We start from the raw sequence: 20,471 nt of genomic DNA, 5'->3' as shown, positions 1-20,471 counted from the left end.
GTTCGTTACTGAGATAACTCTCGGTAACGCGGGAGGTGCATATTACGCTTTCCCGCTGAAGAGTCAAGCTTTTTTCTTATTAAGAAACGGTGTTTTCACCGGCTTGCTTCTTCCTGGCTGGGCGACTGGTTCTCGTTAGAGGAGTCGTTGTTCCCGGTCAGTGGAGGCGCATTATAGGGAGTTCTCAGAACGCCGCAACCCCTAATTTCAATATTTTTTCCGACCGTTGAATGTTTAACCAAAACAGCTTTAAACAGGCAGTTTTTTCAACGATTTAAAGCCATATCCCTGCAGAACGGGCAATAAAGCATCAGTGTCTTCATTTAACGCCATGCAATACGCCAAATTGTCTTCCTGAGTCGACACCAGATTTTCCTGCGTTGAAATCAGCCAAGCGGTACGACGAGCAATCGCCGCGCCGGAATCGATCAGCCGGGTTCCCTCCGGCAACACCTGCATTAATTCTTCTGCTAATAGAGGAAAGTGGGTGCAACCGAGTACGACAGTATCCGGCGGTTCGCGCATGCTCAACCATGGCTGCAGGATTTTCTTCAGCGTCGCCAGCGGTACGACGTCACCGTGCAACTTGGCTTCTGCCAGTTCCACCAGCTCTGAAGACCCCAATAGCTCGATCTTACAATCGGTAGCGAAGCGGGCAATCAACTCATGGGTATAGGTGCGCTGTACGGTACCACGGGTAGCCAACAGGCCGACGACGCCATTGGCGGTCAGACGGGCGGCAGGTTTGATGGCAGGCACCACGCCGACGACCGGGAAGGTAAAGCGTTCACGCAAAGCCGGCAGGGATACGGTACTGGCAGTGTTACAAGCGATGATGACTATCGCCAGAGGATGGCGCTGCTGCACCGCGCTGACAATCTCCAGCACGCGCTCAACAATAAACTCTTCGGATTTCTCACCGTAGGGAAACGCCACATTATCGAAGGCGTATATATAGTGGAGGTCCGGCAGCAGTTGCCGAACCTCTTGATACACCGATAACCCGCCGACGCCGGAGTCAAATACCAGTACCGTCGGACGGTCCTTCGCGGTGGTGTTAGAAGGTATAGCTTCCAGTGAGGTAGTATTCTCTTCCTGGAGTAGCGTAGCCATAAGCCGTCTCATAATCTTTATCAAACAGGTTGGCGATTCTACCACGAACTGTCAGATGAGATGTGACCGGATACGAAACTGCGAGATCCCACAGGCTGACGCCGCCGAGTTTGACGCTTTGCTCGGGGTAGGTGCTGTAGTCTTTGTCATAGCGCTCCCCCAGGTATTGATAGGTGACCGCCCAGTCAAAATCATAGACCTGCCAGTCCAGCTCATACTTCACTTGCTGTTTGGCGCGACGCAGCAGCACTTCGTTGGTTTTGGCATTGCGTGGGTCGACATAGTCGTAGCCGATGTGGTGGGTTAACGGACCGGTATCAAACGAGGCCGTGGCTTCTATACCTTTAATAGTAGCCTTGCCGATATTGTAATAAACGTAATTGGTCTCCCCAGTGGAATCAATCAGGTTATCAATATCGTTACGGTAGCCGGAAACGCGCCAGGTCACTGGACCTGTCAAACCTTCAAAACCGCCTTCCCACTGTTTACTTTCTTCCGGCTTCAAATCGGCATTATTACCAAAGTTGCCATACAGCTGGCCCATATTTGGGGCTTTAAACGCCGTACCATAGGAAGCAATAAAGCGGTACCCTTCGACAAACTCCCAGCCCGCGCTGGTTTGCCAGGTGCCATGCCAGCCGAATTCAGAATGATCGTCACCACGCACCGCCCCTTCCAGAGTTACCGGGCCAACCAACTGCTGTGCGGTCAGATAGATACCGGCGTTACGCTGACTTTTCTCACCGTTGACCGTAGTGGAGTTCGGCTTGATCTCCTGGTGTTGCCAATCAACCCCTGAGCTAACCGTCCCCTGGCCCAACTGCAGGGTATTCCCCCACTGCAGGTTGTATTGCTCTGAATCCACCAAACTTGCCGAACTGTCATGCATACCGAGTCGAGGATCGTAATCATAATCCTTGCTATGGCTATAGCTGCCAATCAGTTGTGTCGCGTAGATACCTTCTTTATAACGCAGGCCGGTATCCCAGGTCTGGCTGTACAGTTTGCGAGTATCTACCAGTGGGCTGGTCGGGGAGGAATAATAAGCATCGTAAGCCGTACGATTGTCATAACCATAACCACGCACAAAGCCGCTAATGGCCTCATTGAACTGATGGTCAACGGCGCCGTACAGCGCTTTACTCATGTAGCCATCGCGATCCTGCTGGCTCTGCATACCGGTACTGCCGTAAGCCACTACATCATAGCCTTTGGTGTAGGTATAGTTGCCGGCGAGCGTCGCCACCGTGCTGTCGCCCAACTGTTGCTGAGTGGAAGCGTCATAGGCCTGATAGCCGTTTGAACCCACACCGGCAGAAAGCGTAGTGCCGTTCTTTTCACGGGTGGTAATAATGTTCACCACGCCACCGATGGCATCGGAACCATAGACAGCCGAACGCGGTCCGCGAATATATTCGACTTTCTGCACCAGCGAAATCGGGATCTGGCTGAGGTCAGAAGAACCACTGATGCCGGCCTGGTTAAGGCGAATACCGTCGATCAACACCAGGACATGGCTGGAGTTGGTACCGCGGATAAACAGCGAGCTTTTTTGTCCCAGGCCACCATTCTGCCCGACATCCACCCCCGGCAGACGGCGCATCACGTCGGTCAGGCTTTTTGCCTGCCAGCGGTCGATATCATTGCGGGTGACGACAGAGGTGGGTGCCAGTACGGAAGAAACCGGCTGTGGAAAGCGGTTGGCGGAAACCACCAAATCATCGCTGTTATTGGCTGTGGTGTTGTCTTGCGCCCATCCAGAAAAAGCCGTGATGGAAGAAACCACCACCAGCAGTGTATTTTTTGTAATTGTCATGAAAAAGCATCCAAACTTAATTGGTGGATGCCGCAGGATCATAGCCGGTATTTCGCGACGGCCACGGACATTGCGACGTAACACCGGCAGGTCTTCGGGCTTGGGAGTTGCGGGCAGCCTGTGAGCTACCTGCACCGGGCGATGACTTCCCATCCTGCAACGGACAGTGTCTGCGTAAAACGCTATCGCCGTGACTTCCCCTTACCGCTGCGCGTCAGCTCCGGATTCGAACCGGATTCCCTTTTCACTCGCTGCTTGAGGCCGGATGACAATGCTACGATCAATGTAAATAGATGTCTAGACTGCTACCAATGTTACAAATAATAAACACGACAAAACTGGACTTCACGGGCTGATTCCCTACAATCCCCGCTGATCAAATTTGCCTGACGAGAAGAAACATGACGCCCGAGAATTTGCCTATTGAACGTTACGATGACCAACTGGCGGAGAAAACTGCCCGGCTGAAGACGCTGATGTCACCGTTCACGGCACCCGAGCCGGAAGTGTTCCGCTCGCCTGTCAGCCACTACCGCATGCGCGCCGAATTCCGCATCTGGCATGATGAAGACGAGATGTACCACATCATGTTTGATCAACAGACCAAGCAGCGCATCCGTGTCGATCAGTTCCCCGCCGCCAGCGAATTAATTAACCGCTTGATGAGTGCACTGATCGCCGCCATCAAGCCAGAGCCTGTTCTACGCCGCAAACTGTTCCAGATTGACTACCTGTCGACCCGCAGTGGCAAAATCATCGCCTCACTGCTATATCACCGCAAGCTTGACGACGCCTGGCAGCAGCAGGCAGAAAAACTGCGTGATGATCTGCGCGCACAGGGCTTTGACCTGCAGCTGATTGGCCGTGCGTCGAAAATGAAAATCATGTTGGATCAAGATTACGTCGACGAAGTGCTGCCGGTCGCCGGCCGCGACATGATCTACCGTCAGGTGGAAAACAGCTTCACCCAGCCGAATGCGGCGCTGAACATACAGATGCTGGAATGGGCGCTGGACGCGACCGCCGGTTCCAAAGGCGATCTGTTGGAGCTGTATTGCGGCAACGGTAACTTCTCGTTGGCACTGGCACGTAACTTCGAGCGGGTACTGGCGACCGAAATAGCCAAACCTTCGGTCGCGGCGGCGCAATACAACATTGCCGCCAACCATATCGATAACGTGCAGATTATCCGCATGGCAGCGGAAGACTTTACTCAGGCGATGAACGGAGTCCGCGAGTTTAATCGGTTGAAAGGTATCGACTTGAACAGTTATAACTGCGAAACCATTTTTGTCGATCCGCCACGCAGTGGGCTGGATGATGAAACGGTGAAAATGGTGCAGGCCTACCCGCGTATCTTGTATATCTCATGCAACCCGGAAACGCTGTGCGCCAATCTGGAGACCTTGCAGGCAACCCATCGAGTCAGCCGCCTGGCGCTGTTTGACCAGTTCCCGTACACCCATCATATGGAATGCGGCGTGCTGTTGGAAAAACGCGTTTAATCTGACAGGGGCGCCATTATTGCTGCGCCCCTGCTTTACGCCCATCAGGCAGGCGTATTCTCATCCAGCGCCTTGCGCGCCTTCAGCTTGATACCAATCCAGAACACCAACGCCACGGAAATGATCGCCGGCAGGAAGTTAGAGCCAATCTGCGGGTATTCGGCCCGGACGATCGCACTGTACAACAACACCCCCAGCAGGAAACTCGCGGCGGCCAGCTTGGGCATGCCGTCCGGCATCGCACGGTGCAAATAACGCTGGTGCAGACAGTAAACCGCCAACACCAAAGTCAGGATAGGGAAAATCGAAAACGGCACCACCGAGCTGAACAGCGCGGCGAACGAACCGTTGATCGACAGGCCGGCAATCAACGCCAGCAGTAAGGTGCCATTCTCACGGCTTGGTTTTTCCATCGCTTTCTACCTTTTATACGTGGGATACAGAAGCTTTTTCTTGTTGGCGGCGATACCAATAATAAGCACCCTTGGAAATCATCCGCAGTTGCAGCACTAAACGTTCCTCAAGCCGGCGCCGCTGTTCGATATCGATGTCCAGCGCTTCAGCACCGGCACTAAACACGATGGTCACCATGGCTTCCGCCTGCGCTTCGGTGAAACTGCGCGGCATATGGTTTTCCAGCTCGAGGTAATCCGCCAGTTCGGCGATAAAATGTTGGATCTCACGCGCCACCGCCGCACGGAAGGCCGACGAGGTGCCGGAGCGTTCACGCAGCAACAGACGGAAGGCATTGGGATTGTTACCGATAAACTCCATAAAGGTGGAGACCGAGGTGCGGATCACGCTGCCGCCCTTGGCAATACGCTGGCGTGCCTGGCGCATCAGTTGACGCAGCATCAGGCCGCTTTCATCAACCATGGTTAATCCCAGCTCATCCACGTCACGAAAGTGACGGTAAAATGACGTCGGTGCGATGCCCGCTTCACGCGAGACTTCACGCAGGCTCAGGCTGGCAAAGCTGCGTTCGGCGCTTAGCTGACTGAAAGCCGCCTCAATGAGGGAACGACGAGTCCGTTCTTTTTGTTGTGCTCTGACGCCCATATGCATATCCAGATAAGATCCATTTTGTCAGTCTAACGCCGTAGACCCGGCAATATAGCAAATTTTATTGCAACAGCATTTATACAAACGCGTCCTGTCACAGTTTCCGCCTGCACCATTTGTGCTTTGCCTCAAAAAGCCTAATGGTGATTGGGCACTCAGCGCTATGATGTTAAGATACCGTTGTAATTTTGTATAAGACAGGTCTCTCCCCTATGCAACAGCACTATCAATTTGATGCCATAGTTATTGGCTCGGGCCCTGGTGGTGAAGGTGCCGCTATGGGGTTGGTGAAACAGGGCGCCCGCGTGGCCGTTATCGAACGGTACAATAACGTAGGCGGCGGATGTACCCACTGGGGTACCATCCCGTCCAAAGCTCTCCGCCACGCCGTTAGCCGCATTATCGAATTCAACCAGAACCCGCTTTATAACAATTCACGCACGCTCAGCGCGACATTCCCTGATATTTTACGCCACGCCGATAACGTGATTAACCAACAAACCCGGATGCGCCAGGGATTCTATGAGCGTAACCAATGCAAGCTGTTCGCCGGCGATGCGCGCTTTATTGACGCCAACACCGTCAGCGTCAGTTATATGGACGGCACCCAGGACACCATCCGCGCCGATCATATCGTCATCGCCTGCGGCTCACGCCCTTACAACCCGTCGAGCGTCGACTTTAACCATCCGCGCATTTATAACAGCGATTCCATTCTCGAATTAAACCACGAGCCGCGCCACGTAATCATTTACGGCGCCGGGGTCATCGGCTGTGAGTATGCGTCTATCTTCCGTGGTCTGAACGTGAAGGTCGATCTGATCAACACCCGCGACCGCCTGCTGGCGTTCCTCGATCAGGAAATGTCGGACTCGCTCTCTTACCACTTCTGGAACAACGGCGTGGTGATCCGTCACAACGAAGAGTTCGAGAAGATCGAAGGCACCGACGACGGCGTGATTGTTCACCTGAAGTCCGGCAAGAAAGTGAAAGCAGACTGCCTGCTGTATGCCAACGGCCGTACCGGTAACACCGACTCACTGGGGCTGGAGAACGTCGGTCTGGAGTCAGACAGCCGTGGCCTGCTGAAAGTGAACAGCATGTACCAGACTGCGCTGTCGCACATTTATGCTGTGGGGGACGTGATTGGTTATCCGAGCCTGGCATCTGCCGCTTACGATCAGGGCCGTATTGCCGCGCAGGCGATTGCCTCCGGTGAAGCCAGCGGACATCTGATTGAAGACATCCCGACCGGTATCTACACCATTCCGGAAATCAGCTCCGTCGGTAAAACCGAGCAGGAACTGACGGCGATGAAGGTGCCGTATGAAGTGGGCCGCGCCCAGTTCAAACATCTGGCTCGTGCGCAAATTGCCGGGATGAATGTCGGCAGCCTGAAGATCCTGTTCCATCGCGACACCCTGCAGATCCTCGGGATCCATTGCTTCGGTGAGCGTGCGGCGGAGATCATCCACATCGGTCAGGCGATCATGGAGCAGAAAGGTGAAGGCAATACTATCGAGTATTTCGTTAATACAACCTTCAACTATCCGACCATGGCCGAAGCCTACCGGGTGGCTGCGCTGAACGGCTTAAACCGCCTGTTTTAACTTGGTACCCAGGTAGTTTTGCATATGCTCGCGGATCGCCTCGGCCAATTGCTCATAACGACTGCGCAATGGAGAGCCGGGGCGGTACACCAGCGCAATGGTGCGCTTGGGTTCGGGTTTATAACACTCGAGATAGCAAACGCCGTCACGCTCACGCTGTGGCGGTACCGCCAATGAAGGCAACAGCGTAATACCGCTGCCTGCCGCTACCATGTTACGCAACGTTTCCAGACTGGTTGCCCGGAAATGGGTATCCTCGTCAGCCCCGGCCTGGAAGCAAAAGCCCATCGCCTGATCGCGCAAGCAGTGGCCGTCTTCCAGCATCAACAGCTTTTCCCCTGCCAGATCCGGCATTGCCACGCGGTCGCGCTGCGACCATGGGTGATCGGAGTACACCGCCAGCTTCATGGGTTCATCAAACAGTGGGACTTCAATAAAGGCTTCCGTTTCCTTCACCAGGGCCAGGATCGCGCAGTCCAGTTTGCCGCTGTCGAGTTGCGCCAGCAGCTGTTGGGTTTGCGCTTCATGCAGGTACATTTCCAGCTTGGGAAAGGTTTTGTGCAGCGTAGGAATGATCTGCGGCAGCAAATAAGGCCCGACGGTCGGGATCAGGCCGATATGCAGCGGCCCGGACATGGCTTCACCCTGCTGGCTGGCCATCTCTTTCAGAACTTTGACTTCGCGCAGCACGGTACGCGCCTGTTCCACCAGCAGCAGACCTGCCTGGGTGAATAATACCTTGCGGCTGGTACGTTCGAGCAACATCACACCCAGTTCGTCTTCCAGCTTGCGGATCTGCCCACTGAGCGTGGGTTGGCTAACATGGCATGAATCGGCGGCACGGCGGAAATGCCGGTGCTCGGCCAAGGCGACCAGGTACTCTAAATCACGAATATTCATTGTTTCCCTCCAGACCACGATAGCTCATGGCGATAGATAAGATAGCAATGAGCGATTAGATCTATCAAGCCCCGGCGGCAATAATGTGTCCCAACAAAGCGGCACAACGCTGATAGCAAAAATTTATTTTTCCTAATTAAGGGGTTAATTCATGTTTACCAGCCAAGAAGGCAAAAAAATTCCTCAGGTGACCTTCCATACTCGTCAGGGTGACCAATGGATCGATGTCACTACCCAAGATCTGTTTAAAGATAAAACCGTTATCGTATTTTCGCTGCCGGGTGCGTTCACCCCAACCTGCTCTTCCAGCCATTTGCCGCGCTACAACGAGCTGTCCAGCGTATTCAAACAACACGGCGTTGACAGCATCCTGTGCATCTCGGTGAATGACACCTTCGTGATGAACGCCTGGAAAGCCGATCAACACGCTGAGAACATCACCTTCGTGCCGGACGGCAACGGTGAGTTCACCAAAGGCATGAACATGCTGGTCGAGAAAGCCGATCTGGGCTTTGGCCCACGGTCATGGCGTTATTCGATGCTGGTGCGTAACGGCGTAGTGGAAAAAATGTTCGTCGAACCGAACAAGCCAGGTGACCCGTTTGAAGTGTCGGATGCCGACACCATGCTGAAATATCTGGCGCCGGAATTCAAAGTGCAGGAGTCGGTTTCGCTGTTTACCAAGCCGGGTTGCCCGTTCTGCGCCAAAGCCAAACAAATGTTGCAGGAGCGTGGCATCCAGTATGAAGAAATCGTACTGGGTCAGGACGCGACAACCGTTAGCCTGCGCGCCGTCAGCGGCCGTGCCACGGTACCGCAAGTGTTTATCGGCGGCCGTCATATTGGCGGTAGCGATGACCTGGAAACTTTCCTGTCAGCCTGATTAATAAGTAATAACAAAGTCAACGTGAACTTTTGGCGGGCTCCGGCCCGCCCTTTTTTTAGCTTTCAGGAGCGGATATGAAACAGTTGAATGTTGACGTCGCGGTTATCGGCGGCGGCACCGCCGGTCTGGGTGCCTATCGCGCCGCCAAGCTTTCGACCCCCAGTGTGGTGATGATTGAGGGCGGAGCCTACGGTACCACCTGTGCACGCGTTGGCTGCATGCCATCCAAATTACTGATCGCCGCCGCCGAGGCGGTGCATCAAATCGAGCGTGCACCGGGCTTTGGCGTGTATCCCGCAGGCAAAACCACCATTAACGGTCGTGAAGTGATGGAGCGCGTCAAACGTGAACGCGATCGCTTCGTCGGCTTTGTGTTGGAAGGCGTCGACCAGATCCCAGCCGGCGACAAAATTAGCGGCTACGCCCGCTTTATCGACGACAACACCCTGCAGGTGGATGAGCATACGCGCATCGTGGCGCAGCGGATCGTTATCGCCACGGGTTCCCGCCCAAGCTGGCCGGCAGCGTGGAATGCGCTGGGTGACCGACTGATCGTCAATGACGACGTATTCAACTGGGATGATTTACCACAGTCCGTGGCGGTGTTCGGGCCAGGTGTGATTGGTCTGGAACTGGGTCAGGCGCTGCATCGTCTCGGGGTCGAAACCAAAGTGTTTGGCGTTGGCGGCGCCGTCGGCCCCTTGACCGACAGCGCGGTGCGCAATTACGCGGCCAAAGCCCTGGGCGAAGAGTTCTATCTTGATGCCGATGTGAAAGTCGAGATGATGCAGCGCGAAGGTGACAAAGTGTTTATCCGCTATCAGGATTTACACGGCAAGCCGCAGGAGATCATGGTGGATTACGTACTGGCCGCTACCGGTCGCCGCCCGAACGTCGATAATTTAGGCCTGGAGAATACCGGCCTGCGACTCGATACCCGGGGCGTACCCCAGGCCAATCGCCTGACGATGCAAACCAGCTTGCCACACATCTTTATCGCAGGCGATGCCAGCAACCAACTGCCGCTGTTGCACGAAGCCAGCGATCAGGCACGTATTGCAGGAACCAATGCCGGCAGCTACCCGGAAGTCACGCAGGGCCTACGCCGCAGCGCGATCTCGGTAGTATTTTCCGATCCGCAGATCGCCATGGTCGGCTCTACCTTCCGCGAATTGAGCGAAAAATTCAGCGCCTGCGGCTGTTTTGAAATCGGTGAGGTGTCGTTCGAGAATCAGGGGCGCTCGCGCGTAATGTTGCGCAATAAGGGCATCCTGCACGTCTACGGCGAACAGGGCACCGGGCGTTTTCTCGGCGCAGAGATGATGGGGCCGGACGTTGAGCATATCGCCCACCTGCTGGCCTGGGCACACCAACAGCAAATGACCATCAACCAGATGCTGGACATGCCGTTCTACCATCCGGTCATCGAAGAAGGCCTGCGCACCGCGCTGCGCGATCTGCAAGCCAAGCTCAAACTGGGCGAGGCCGAGGCCGAACGCTGCCAGCGCTGCCCGGGCGAGTAATCTTTCTAAAAACAAAGGGCGCAGTTCTGCTTATGAACTGCGCCCTTTATATTGAGTAACCTAATTAAGCCAAGCGCTGTTTCGCTGCGGCGATCGCACTGGCAACCTGCTGAGGAGAAACGCCTCCTTTGGCTGAGCGCTTATCCAGGCAAGATTGCAGCGCCAGAATCGGGTACACATCGTCGCCAATGATCGCACTAAACTTCTGCAAATCAGTCAAAGGCAGGGCCTCCAACGCCTTACCTTGGCGGATGGCTTCCACCACCGCTTCACCGACGATATGGTGCGCCTCACGGAACGGCACGCCTTTGGCGACCAGATAGTCCGCCAGTTCGGTCGAGTTGGCGTACCCCTGCTCCGCCGCTTCTTTACAGCGCGGACGTTTCACCTGAATGCCATCCAGCACCAGGGCCGCCATCTGCAGGCAGTCCATCCAGGTATCGAGCGCGTCAAACAGCCCTTCCTTGTCTTCCTGCATGTCTTTGTTGTAAGCCAGCGGCAGGCCTTTCAACGTCATCATCATGCCGGTCAATGCGCCCTGCACGCGGCCACATTTACCGCGGATCAGCTCCAGCGCATCCGGGTTTTTCTTCTGCGGCATCAGCGAGGAGCCGGAGGTCACGCGGTCAGACAGATCAACAAAGGCTGCTTCGCCGCTGTTGAAGAAGATCAGGTCTTCGGCAAAGCGCGACAGGTGCACCATGCTGATGGAGGCATTGGATAGTAACTCCAGCACGTGGTCACGGTCGGAAACGCTATCCAGACTGTTGCGGGTGGCGGAGGCAAAACCCAGCCAACCGGCCAGTTGTTCACGATCAATCGGATAGGCGGTACCGGCCAGCGCACCGCTGCCCAACGGGCTGACGTCCAGGCGCTTCAGCGTGTCCTGCAGACGGCTTTCGTCGCGCGCCAGCATTTCCACATAGGCCAAACACCAGTGGGCAAAGGTTACCGGCTGCGCGCGCTGCAGGTGAGTATAGCCCGGCATCACCGCGTCTTGGTTGGCTTCGGCGGTTTCAACCAGCGCCAGTTGCAGTTGCACAATCGCCTGATGCAGTTCGCCGATCTGCTGTTTGCACCACAATTTCAGATCGGTCGCGACCTGATCGTTACGGCTACGGCCAGTGTGCAGCTTTTTGCCCAGATCGCCGACTTTGTCGATCAGCTTCTGCTCCACCCAGCTGTGAATATCTTCTGCATCGCTGCTGACAATCGCCTGCGGATCGGCCTGCACTTCCGCCAACAGCCCGTTCAACGCCTGCTCAAGCTGCTGCTGCTCGGTTGCCGTCAATACATTGACGGTGACCAGCGCTTTCGACCAGGCCACGGAACCCACGATGTCCTGTTCCGCCAGGCGATAATCAAAGCGCAGAGAATCGTTTAATTGTTTGAACCGCTGATCTGCCGCCTGACTAAACCGTCCGCCCCAAAGTGCCATACCTTTACTCCTGAAATTTTATGCGAATAGGGGCGCAGCACGCTGCGCCCCTATCACGTCACGCCGAATGGTTAATAAGTTACTTGTTCTTTATCTCGTTCAGCGCGCGAATGCGTGAAGAGAGTGAGAACAGACGGATAAAACCGCCCGCGTGGCTGTGATCGTAAACTTCGTCTTCGCCGAAGGTCGCGAACTCTTCGGAATACAGACTGTTGGCGGATTTTTTCTGAATCGCCGTCACCTGGCCTTTGTACAGCTGCAGTACCACTTCACCGTTAACTTCTTCGGCCAGCGCTTCGGCAGAGGCCTGCAGTGAACGACGCAGTGGAGCAAACCAGCGGCCATCGTACACCACGTAAGACATTTCCAGGCCCAACTGCTCACGCCATTTGAAGCTGTCGCGATCCAGTACCAGTTGCTCAACGCCACGCAGTGCCGCCACCATGATGGTCCCGCCCGGGGTTTCGTAGCAGCCACGGGATTTGATGCCAACCAGACGGTTTTCTACGATGTCGATACGGCCCACACCATGCTTGGCACCCAGCACGTTCAGGGTTTCCAGACATTTGTACGGGCTCAGTGCTTCACCGTTAACCGCCACTACGCAGCCTTTTGCTACGGTGATGGTTACTTGCTCAGGCTGATCCGGCGCTTCCTGTGGGTCAACAGTCCAAACCCAGCAGTCTTTGTTCGGTGCATTCCACGGGCTTTCCAGCACGCCACCTTCGGTAGAGATATGCCAGGCATTCTCGTCACGGCTGTAGATTTTTTCCAGCGACGCGGTGGTCGGGATGTTGCGCTCTTTCAGGTAGTCCAGCAGCGCTTCACGGGAACGCAGGTCCCACTCACGCCAAGGAGCAACCACTTTCAGGTGTGGGGCCAGCGCGGTATAGGTGGTTTCGAAACGTACCTGGTCGTTACCTTTACCGGTTGCGCCGTGGCACACTGCATCAGCACCGACTTTCAGCGCCAGTTCAACCTGCGCTTTGGCGATAATCGGGCGCGCCATTGAGGTGCCCAGCAGGTAGCTGCCTTCATACAAGGCACCGGTCTGCAGCACTGGGTAAACATAGTCACGGATGAATTCTTCACGCAGATCAACCACGTGACACTCAGAGGCACCGGATTGCAGGGCTTTTTGCTCCACACCTTCCAGATCGCTGCGCTCCTGGCCGATATCCGCCACGAACGCCACCACTTCGCAGCCGCCGTAGTTTTCTTTCAGCCAGGGAATGATGGCCGAAGTATCCAGACCGCCAGAGTACGCCAGAACGATTTTTTTGATGCCTTGATTTTGCATGGTCTTTTCCTTTTTAATTCTAAATTTAAGCGAGGATCCGGGTGCCAATCGACACGCCGTTAAACAGAGCAGGAAGCTGATCGGCATGGCGCCAACTGGCGATATCTACCGGGCGACCGAGGGTACGGGCTGCATCGAGCGCCGCATTCACCTTCACCACCATACCATCAGTGATGATGCCCTGGGCAATCAGTTGTTCCGCTTTTTGCGCCGTCATTTCTGCGATGCGTTGCCCTTTTCCATCGAGGATGCCACTGACATCCGACAGCAGGATCAAATCCGCACCCAGCGTGGCGGCCAGGGCCGTCGCCGCCTGATCGGCGTTCACATTCATTAACTGCCCATCGGCGGTAATGCCGATGGAGCTGATCACCGGCAGGTAACCGGCAGCCAGCAGGGTATTGAGCAGCAGCGGCGAGCCCGGTTGCGCATTGCCCACGTGGCCCAGCGCCGGATCCAGCGGGGTGACGGTGACGCTGCCACCGTCTGCCAGGCTCAGGCCGACCGCATTAATCTGATGCTTGATGGCCCACGCCAGCAAAGTTTTGTTGGCGGTGCCGGCCAGCGCGCCGGTGATAATGTCGATCTGATCGGCCGGCGTCACACGCAGGCCATTCTTCTTCACCACTGGCAGGGAAAGCTTTTTCATCAGCTCATCCACCACGCAACCGCCACCGTGAACGATCACCAACGGGCGCTGATGCTGCTGACGGTAGCTGTCCAGTGCGGTAAACAGACGCTCCAGCGCCTCTTCACTGTCTAATAACACGCCACCTAATTTGATAATTAACGGGTTCATCGCTGTTTACATCCCACGCTGGTGATTTATTAAAGTAATGACTGGGTTTCCGGGAACCCAAAACGGATATTCAGGCATTGCACCGCCTGAGCGGCTGCGCCTTTCAACAGGTTGTCTTCCGCCGCCACCGCGATCAGGTGTTCGCCCTGTACGGCAAAGCCGATATCGCAGAACGGCAGCCCGACGACTGACTTCAATGCCGGTACGCCCTGGTCATACAGCCGCACCAGCGGTTTGTCGTCATAGGCGGCGTGGTAAACGGCGGCCACATCCTGTGCAGTCACACCGGCTTTCAGGCGACAGGTAATGGTTTCGAGAATACCACGCGGGAAGTTACCCAAATGTGGCGTAAATATGACCGGCACGCCCAGATGCGCGACGATTTCCGGATGATGACGGTGGTTGAAAATACCGTACGGCTGCAGGCTCACCTCGCAAAAACTGGTGTTAACGCTGGCCTTACGGCCCGCACCGCTCACGCCGCTGGTCGCGTTGATCACCGGCCACTGATCCAGGTTCAGCAAGTCTTGGTCGATCAGCGGTTTTAGCGCCAACTGCGCCGCCGTCGGGTAACAGCCCGGTACGGCGATCAGCTGTGCCTGTTTGATTTTGTCGCTCTGCCACTCCGCCAGGCCATACACCGCCTGCTCCAGCAGGTCAGCATGCTGATGTTCAAAACCGTAGTATTGGCTATAGAAGGCGGTATCTTCCACGCGGAACGCTCCAGAGAGATCGAACACCACGCAACCTGCAGCCAGAAACGCCGGCGCGATGTCGTGGCTGACCTCATGCGCCGTGGCCAGAAACACCACGTCGATGTCCACGGCGGCTTTGGCAACGTCAACCAGCGGTTGTAACGGCAGATCGACGATACCTTTTAACTGGGGGTGCAAATCGGAAAGCAATTTTCCTGCATCTGCACTTTGCGCTGAAACCGCTAAAGCGGTTATGTTCATGTGTGGGTGACGATTAAGGTACGCCGTGAGCTCTGCTCCGGCATAACCGCTGGCACCGACAATCAGCGTATTCAACATGGGGCCTTTCACCTTCTTGACTTGCGTTGGGTCGTATTAGACTCAGGTTTCCAGGCTCACCAGCGTTGTTTTGCCGTTCACCCACGAGGTCGAGCGTTGATGTTTTTATAATCATCCGGGAATCGGGTTCCCTTACGCTCCAGCTTACTGTATTTTTATTCACAATAACTGCATGAATATTGATACCAACCTAACCAAAGGCTGTCAACAGTGAAGATGAAATTACCTCCATTTATTGAGCTGTACCGGGCGTTGATCGCCACTCCGTCGATCAGCGCCACCGATGGCGCCCTCGATCAGAGTAATGAAGCGTTAATCAACTTACTGGCCGGCTGGTTTGCCGATTTGGGCTTTAGTGTCGACGTACAACCGGTGCCGGACAGCCGCAATAAATTTAACCTGCTGGCCAGTATTGGCGAAGGCAGCGGTGGCTTGCTGTTGGCAGGTCACACCGATACCGTACCTTATGATGAAGGGCGCTGGACACGCGATCCCTTCACCCTGACCGAACACGACAATAAGCTGTACGGTCTGGGCACTGCCGACATGAAAGGCTTCTTTGCTTTTATTCTGGATGCCGTGCGCGACATCGACGCCAGCAAGCTGACCAAGCCGTTGTACATTCTGGCAACCGCAGATGAAGAAACGACGATGGCCGGTGCACGTTATTTCGCCGCCTCGACCAGTATCCGTCCGGACTTTGCCATTATCGGTGAGCCAACCTCGCTGCAGCCGGTACGCGCGCACAAGGGTCACATGGCCAACGCCATCCGCATCGTCGGCCAATCAGGCCACTCGAGCGACCCGGCGCGCGGCGTGAACGCCATCGATCTGATGCATGAAACCATCGGCCGCCTGATGGAGCTGCGCAAAACGCTGCAAGAGCGCTTTAACAACCCGGCCTTTGCCGTGCCCTACCCGACCATGAACTTCGGTCATATCAGCGGTGGCGACGCAGCCAACCGCATCTGCGCCTGCTGCGAGTTGCATCTGGATATCCGTCCGTTGCCGGGCATGACGCTCGACAACATCAATGAACTGATGCACCAAACGCTGGAGCCAGTCAGCCAGCGCTGGCCGGGCCGCCTGAGCATTGAGGAATTGCACGCCTCGGTTCCGGGTTATGAGTGCCCGACCGATCACCAGATGGTGGCAGTGATTGAGAAACTGTTGGGCACCCGCACACAGGTGGTCAACTACTGCACCGAAGCCCCGTTCGTCCAGCAGGTCTGCCCAACGCTGGTGTTGGGCCCCGGCTCTATCGACCAGGCACATCAGCCGGATGAATACATCGATACCGGCTTTATCGAACCGACGCGCAAGCTGCTGAGTCAATTGGTCAGCCACTTCTGTCGCCAATAAACCTGACACAGGGTAGGGTTAATGATTTATCATCTCCCTACCCATTAAGAAGTAGCAAACCAAGGAAATAAGCCAGACTGATAACCGGCGCAGCGTAATTAAATTTCAGAAAATGCGCCGATTTTGATGTTTTTTTGCTAAAAATAGTGTCAATTGACCATTGGACAGGAACGTGGCGAGATGAAACAGGCGCTGTTCGCCTGACACGTGAAATTTACTTACAAGATAAAAATCATACAGAATTGGGTCAGGGGTTATATGAACGAACAATATTCGGCAATGCGAAGTAATGTCAGTATGCTCGGCAAATTGCTCGGCGATACCATCAAAGAAGCGCTGGGCGAGCATATTCTCGATCGCGTTGAAACTATCCGTAAGCTTTCCAAATCTTCACGTGCAGGTAACGAAGCGCATCGTCAGGAGCTGCTTTCCACCTTGCAAAACCTGTCCAACGACGAGTTGTTGCCAGTCGCTCGCGCCTTCAGCCAGTTTCTCAATCTGACCAATACCGCTGAGCAGTACCACAGCATTTCACCTAATGGTGAAGCCGCCAGCAACCCGGAAGCGCTGGCGCAGTTGTTCACCCGGCTAAAAGACAAAAAGCTCAGCACCAAAGAACTGCAAAATGCCGTGTCACAGCTTTCCATCGAGCTGGTGCTGACCGCGCACCCGACGGAAATCACCCGCCGCACTCTGATCCACAAGCTGGTTGAGGTCAATACCTGCCTCAGCCAACTCGACCATAACGATCTGGCCGACTACGAGCGCAACAAGATCATGCGCCGCCTGCGTCAATTAGTAGCTCAGTCGTGGCACACCGACGAGATCCGCAAAAACCGCCCGTCACCGATCGACGAAGCCAAGTGGGGCTTTGCGGTGGTGGAAAACAGCCTGTGGGAAGGGGTCCCGGCCTTCCTGCGCGAATTCAACGAACAGTTGGAAAACTCCATCGATTACAGCCTGCCCGCAGAAGCGGTGCCGGTACGCTTCACCTCCTGGATGGGCGGTGACCGTGACGGCAACCCAAATGTGACGGCTGAAATCACCCGCCACGTGCTGCTGCTGAGCCGCTGGAAGGCCTGCGATCTGTTCACCCGCGATATTCAGGTGCTGGTGTCCGAGCTGTCGATGACCGAATGTACCCCGGAGCTGCGCGCACGGGCCGGTGGCGACGAGGTGCAAGAGCCATACCGCGAGATCATGAAGCAACTGCGCAGCCAGTTGATGAGCTCTCAAGCTTATCTGGAAGGCCGCCTGAAAGGCGAGCGCGTCCTGAAGCCACACGACCTGCTGGTGAAAAACGATCAGCTGTGGGAACCGCTGTTCGCCTGTTATCAGTCGCTGCAGGCCTGTGGCATGAGCATCATAGCCAATGGTCAGCTGTTGGATACCCTGCGTCGCGTGCGCTGCTTTGGCGTGCCGCTGGTGCGTATCGACGTGCGTCAGGAAAGCACCCGTCACACCGAAGCCATCGCCGAACTGACCCGTTATCTGGGCCTGGGTGACTACGAAAGCTGGTCGGAAGCCGACAAACAGGCATTCCTGATCCGCGAACTGAATTCGAAACGCCCGCTGGTGCCACTGAAATGGGAACCGAGTGCCGATACCCAGGAAGTACTGGAGACCTGCCGGGTGATCGCCGAAGCGCCGGAAGGCTCAATTGCCGCCTATGTGATATCCATGGCGCGCACACCTTCTGACGTCCTGGCGGTCCATCTGCTGCTAAAAGAAGCCGGTTGCCCGTTCGCGCTGCCGGTGGCCCCGCTGTTCGAAACCCTCGACGACCTGAATAACGCCGATGACGTGATGACCCAGTTGCTGAATATTGACTGGTATCGCGGCTTTATCCAGGGCAAACAGATGGTGATGATTGGCTATTCTGACTCGGCAAAAGACGCCGGGGTGATGGCGGCCTCCTGGGCGCAGTACCGCGCGCAAGACGCACTGATCAAAACCTGTGAAAAAGCCGGTGTGGCGCTGACATTGTTCCATGGCCGCGGCGGCTCGATTGGCCGTGGCGGTGCTCCGGCACATGCGGCACTGCTGTCGCAACCGCCGGGCAGCCTGAAAGGGGGACTGCGTGTCACCGAACAGGGCGAGATGATCCGCTTCAAATTTGGCCTGCCAGAAGTCACCATCAGCAGCCTGGCGCTGTACACCGGTGCGATCCTGGAAGCCAACCTGTTGCCGCCGCCAGAACCGAAAAAAGAGTGGCGCGCGCTGATGGATGACCTGTCAGACACCTCATGCAAAATGTACCGTGGCTACGTGCGTGAAAATCCGGACTTCGTGCCGTATTTCCGCGCCGCAACGCCGGAACTGGAGCTGGGCAAGTTGCCGCTGGGTTCACGCCCCGCCAAACGTAAGCCAAACGGCGGTGTAGAAAGCCTGCGTGCCATTCCGTGGATCTTCGCCTGGACACAGAACCGCCTGATGTTGCCGGCCTGGCTGGGCGCTGGTGCCGGTTTGCAGGAAGCGGTGAAAGCAGGCAAACAGGATCAACTGGAAGCCATGTGCCGCGACTGGCCATTCTTCTCCACCCGTATTGCGATGCTGGAAATGGTGTTCGCCAAAGCCGACCTGTGGTTGGCGGAATACTACGATCAGCGCCTGGTCGACAAATCACTGTGGCCACTGGGCCAGCAGTTGCGCGACCAGTTGGCAAGCGACATTAAGGTGGTACTGACCATTGCCAATGACGCGCACCTGATGGAAGACCTGCCATGGATCGCCGAATCCATCGCGCTGCGTAACGTGTATACCGATCCGCTGAACGTGCTGCAGGCCGAACTGCTGCACCGTTCGCGTCAGCAGGAACACCCGGATGCCCGCGTTGAGCAGGCGCTGATGGTGACCATTGCCGGCGTTGCCGCCGGGATGCGTAACACCGGCTAGTTTGAGCGTTGTAATAAACGGCTCCTGTTCGCAGGGGCCGTTTTTTTATCCAACAAAAAGGCGCTGTCATTACACAGCGCCTTTGTCTTAATTCATCAGTCAAGTCAGGCCACGGCCGCCGGACGCACACCCAGCGTGTGGCAAATCGCGTAACTCATTTCGGCGCGGTTCAGCGTATAGAAATGGAAATCCTTCACCCCTTCGCGGCTAAGGATTTTCACCATGTCCATCGCGATATTGGCGCCGACCATTTTGCGGGTTTCGGCATCGTCATCCAGCCCTTCAAACATGCTGGTCATCCAACTCGGCACGCGCACGTTGGTCATGGTGGCGAAACGCTGCAACTGCTTGAAGTTGGACACCGGCAGAATGCCCGGTACGATCTCCACGTCGATACCCGTCGCCACGCAGCGGTCACGAAAACGCAGGTAACTTTCTACATCAAAGAAGAACTGGGTAATCGCGCGGTTGGCACCGGCATCGATTTTACGCTTCAGGTTGATCAGATCCGCCTGCGGGCTTTTGGCTTCCGGGTGCACTTCAGGGTAGGCCGCTACCGAGATGTCGAAATCACCGACGTCTTTCAGCAGCGTCACCAGATCGGTGGCATACATCTCAGGTTTGCCACCGCCTGGCGGCAGGTCGCCACGCAGCGCCACGATATGACGGATACCACTGTTCCAGTAATCGGTAGCAATCTCACGCAGCTGAGCCGGGCTGGCATCGATACAGGTCAGGTGCGGTGCCGCTTCCAGGCCGGTACGCTCCTTAATCCCTTTGATGATGCTGTGGGTGCGATCGCGCTCGCCAGAGTTGGCGCCATAGGTCACAGAGACAAATTTTGGTTTCAGGCTGCTCAAACGATCAATGGACTGCCACAGGGTGTCTTCCATCTCGCTGGTGCGCGGCGGGAAGAACTCGAATGATACGTTAATCTGGCCGTTTAACTCTGCCAGACTCTGATTCAGCGCTTCCCGCTGGTTTGCGTGAAAAAAACTCATACCCTGTCCGCCTCTTATCGATCACTGTTTTGCTTTGTTTTGATAAGCGTCTATACGTTTAGACGTCTAGATAGAAAATGCCGTATGTTGGCTAAAGAGTCAACAGGAAACTGAGGGTAATAGGATGATTAATCCTCACCCGTTAAGAGAAAGAATTTCATGTTCAGGATAAAGAGAATTATGGCAGGAAAAACGAGGGGCGCGGCAGATCCGCGCCCATAAGAAAA

Annotated in this window: 16 protein-coding genes and 1 riboswitch; of the genes, 6 read left to right on the top strand and 10 right to left on the bottom strand. The window is 55.6% G+C overall.

Annotation, left to right across the window (positions count from 1 at the left end):
• Positions 1–249 precede the first annotated feature (249 nt).
• Positions 250–1,113, bottom strand: a complete 864-nt coding sequence (murI, locus tag F8R23_RS23860; protein WP_129936371.1) for a glutamate racemase — start codon at positions 1,111–1,113, stop codon at positions 250–252.
• On the bottom strand, positions 1,058–2,929 hold the full coding sequence (gene btuB, locus F8R23_RS23855; protein ID WP_151416105.1) for a TonB-dependent vitamin B12 receptor BtuB: 1,872 nt from the start codon (positions 2,927–2,929) through the stop codon (positions 1,058–1,060). Before btuB ends, murI begins: the two co-directional genes overlap by 56 nt.
• A gap of 68 nt (positions 2,930–2,997) precedes the next feature.
• Positions 2,998–3,209, bottom strand: a riboswitch (cobalamin riboswitch).
• A gap of 121 nt (positions 3,210–3,330) precedes the next feature.
• Here btuB and trmA point away from each other — a divergent pair.
• Positions 3,331–4,434, top strand: a complete 1,104-nt coding sequence (trmA, locus tag F8R23_RS23850; RefSeq protein WP_112349213.1) for a tRNA (uridine(54)-C5)-methyltransferase TrmA — start codon at positions 3,331–3,333, stop codon at positions 4,432–4,434.
• Between the two features lie 44 nt (positions 4,435–4,478).
• Here trmA and F8R23_RS23845 read toward each other — a convergent pair whose 3' ends face one another.
• Both F8R23_RS23845 and fabR read right to left on the bottom strand, forming a co-directional pair.
• Positions 4,479–4,847 carry a YijD family membrane protein gene (locus F8R23_RS23845; protein WP_099063863.1) on the bottom strand — a complete coding sequence of 123 codons (369 nt, stop codon included), beginning with the start codon at positions 4,845–4,847 and terminating at the stop codon, positions 4,479–4,481.
• Positions 4,848–4,860: 13 nt separating this feature from the next.
• Complete coding sequence (gene fabR / locus F8R23_RS23840; protein WP_085120094.1) at positions 4,861–5,493, bottom strand: HTH-type transcriptional repressor FabR; 633 nt, start codon at positions 5,491–5,493, stop codon at positions 4,861–4,863.
• Between the two features lie 215 nt (positions 5,494–5,708).
• On the opposite strand from fabR, the gene sthA reads away from it, so the two are divergent.
• Positions 5,709–7,106 carry a Si-specific NAD(P)(+) transhydrogenase gene (gene sthA, locus F8R23_RS23835; protein WP_012147448.1) on the top strand — a complete coding sequence of 466 codons (1,398 nt, stop codon included), beginning with the start codon at positions 5,709–5,711 and terminating at the stop codon, positions 7,104–7,106.
• Here the strand turns inward: sthA and oxyR are convergent.
• Positions 7,089–8,006: a DNA-binding transcriptional regulator OxyR gene (oxyR, locus tag F8R23_RS23830; RefSeq protein ID WP_099063864.1), complete on the bottom strand. Its 918-nt coding sequence runs from the start codon at positions 8,004–8,006 to the stop codon at positions 7,089–7,091. The genes sthA and oxyR overlap by 18 nt on opposite strands.
• Positions 8,007–8,157: 151 nt before the next feature.
• On the opposite strand from oxyR, the gene F8R23_RS23825 reads away from it, so the two are divergent.
• Entirely contained in the window at positions 8,158–8,889 is a 732-nt protein-coding gene (locus F8R23_RS23825) for a glutathione peroxidase (RefSeq protein WP_151416104.1), read from the top strand.
• 77 nt (positions 8,890–8,966) lie between these two features.
• Positions 8,967–10,415, top strand: coding sequence for a dihydrolipoyl dehydrogenase (locus F8R23_RS23820; RefSeq protein WP_129936369.1), 1,449 nt, complete (start codon positions 8,967–8,969; stop codon positions 10,413–10,415).
• Between the two features lie 64 nt (positions 10,416–10,479).
• On the opposite strand, the gene argH is transcribed toward F8R23_RS23820, so the two are convergent.
• The 4 genes from argH to argC form a co-directional block, all read right to left on the bottom strand.
• A complete protein-coding gene (argH, locus tag F8R23_RS23815) occupies positions 10,480–11,853 on the bottom strand; it encodes an argininosuccinate lyase (RefSeq protein ID WP_085120002.1) in 1,374 nt (457 codons plus the stop codon).
• Positions 11,854–11,932: 79 nt separating this feature from the next.
• The gene (locus F8R23_RS23810) at positions 11,933–13,153 is read right to left on the bottom strand and encodes an argininosuccinate synthase (RefSeq protein WP_085120003.1); all 1,221 of its coding nucleotides are present in this window, start codon (positions 13,151–13,153) and stop codon (positions 11,933–11,935) included.
• Positions 13,154–13,178: 25 nt separating this feature from the next.
• Positions 13,179–13,952, bottom strand: a complete 774-nt coding sequence (gene argB, locus F8R23_RS23805; RefSeq protein ID WP_099063866.1) for an acetylglutamate kinase — start codon at positions 13,950–13,952, stop codon at positions 13,179–13,181.
• Between the two features lie 29 nt (positions 13,953–13,981).
• Complete coding sequence (argC, locus tag F8R23_RS23800) at positions 13,982–14,986, bottom strand: N-acetyl-gamma-glutamyl-phosphate reductase (RefSeq protein ID WP_129936368.1); 1,005 nt, start codon at positions 14,984–14,986, stop codon at positions 13,982–13,984.
• Between the two features lie 216 nt (positions 14,987–15,202).
• Here argC and argE point away from each other — a divergent pair, with 216 nt between their 5' ends.
• Positions 15,203–16,348, top strand: coding sequence for an acetylornithine deacetylase (gene argE / locus F8R23_RS23795; RefSeq protein WP_165366392.1), 1,146 nt, complete (start codon positions 15,203–15,205; stop codon positions 16,346–16,348).
• Positions 16,349–16,606: 258 nt separating this feature from the next.
• Complete coding sequence (gene ppc / locus F8R23_RS23790; protein WP_099063869.1) at positions 16,607–19,243, top strand: phosphoenolpyruvate carboxylase; 2,637 nt, start codon at positions 16,607–16,609, stop codon at positions 19,241–19,243.
• Between the two features lie 104 nt (positions 19,244–19,347).
• On the opposite strand, the gene metF is transcribed toward ppc, so the two are convergent.
• Complete coding sequence (gene metF / locus F8R23_RS23785) at positions 19,348–20,244, bottom strand: methylenetetrahydrofolate reductase (RefSeq protein WP_099063870.1); 897 nt, start codon at positions 20,242–20,244, stop codon at positions 19,348–19,350.
• Positions 20,245–20,471: the final 227 nt, after the last annotated feature.

It is taken from the genome of Serratia proteamaculans (genome assembly GCF_008830365.1).
Classification (GTDB): domain Bacteria; phylum Pseudomonadota; class Gammaproteobacteria; order Enterobacterales; family Enterobacteriaceae; genus Serratia; species Serratia proteamaculans.
This window is presented reverse-complemented; position numbering and strand designations above follow the sequence as displayed.

Excerpts from the sequence above, each read along its gene's own strand:
- murI (WP_129936371.1), bottom strand. The coding sequence starts at position 1,113 with ATGGCTACGCTACTCCAGGAAGAGAATACTACCTCACTGGAAGCTATA.
- btuB (WP_151416105.1), bottom strand. The coding sequence starts at position 2,929 with ATGACAATTACAAAAAATACACTGCTGGTGGTGGTTTCTTCCATCACG.
- trmA (WP_112349213.1), top strand. The coding sequence starts at position 3,331 with ATGACGCCCGAGAATTTGCCTATTGAACGTTACGATGACCAACTGGCG.
- F8R23_RS23845 (WP_099063863.1), bottom strand. The coding sequence starts at position 4,847 with ATGGAAAAACCAAGCCGTGAGAATGGCACCTTACTGCTGGCGTTGATT.
- fabR (WP_085120094.1), bottom strand. The coding sequence starts at position 5,493 with ATGGGCGTCAGAGCACAACAAAAAGAACGGACTCGTCGTTCCCTCATT.
- sthA (WP_012147448.1), top strand. The coding sequence starts at position 5,709 with ATGCAACAGCACTATCAATTTGATGCCATAGTTATTGGCTCGGGCCCT.
- oxyR (WP_099063864.1), bottom strand. The coding sequence starts at position 8,006 with ATGAATATTCGTGATTTAGAGTACCTGGTCGCCTTGGCCGAGCACCGG.
- F8R23_RS23825 (WP_151416104.1), top strand. The coding sequence starts at position 8,158 with ATGTTTACCAGCCAAGAAGGCAAAAAAATTCCTCAGGTGACCTTCCAT.
- F8R23_RS23820 (WP_129936369.1), top strand. The coding sequence starts at position 8,967 with ATGAAACAGTTGAATGTTGACGTCGCGGTTATCGGCGGCGGCACCGCC.
- argH (WP_085120002.1), bottom strand. The coding sequence starts at position 11,853 with ATGGCACTTTGGGGCGGACGGTTTAGTCAGGCGGCAGATCAGCGGTTC.
- F8R23_RS23810 (WP_085120003.1), bottom strand. The coding sequence starts at position 13,153 with ATGCAAAATCAAGGCATCAAAAAAATCGTTCTGGCGTACTCTGGCGGT.
- argB (WP_099063866.1), bottom strand. The coding sequence starts at position 13,952 with ATGAACCCGTTAATTATCAAATTAGGTGGCGTGTTATTAGACAGTGAA.
- argC (WP_129936368.1), bottom strand. The coding sequence starts at position 14,986 with ATGTTGAATACGCTGATTGTCGGTGCCAGCGGTTATGCCGGAGCAGAG.
- argE (WP_165366392.1), top strand. The coding sequence starts at position 15,203 with ATGAAATTACCTCCATTTATTGAGCTGTACCGGGCGTTGATCGCCACT.
- ppc (WP_099063869.1), top strand. The coding sequence starts at position 16,607 with ATGAACGAACAATATTCGGCAATGCGAAGTAATGTCAGTATGCTCGGC.
- metF (WP_099063870.1), bottom strand. The coding sequence starts at position 20,244 with ATGAGTTTTTTTCACGCAAACCAGCGGGAAGCGCTGAATCAGAGTCTG.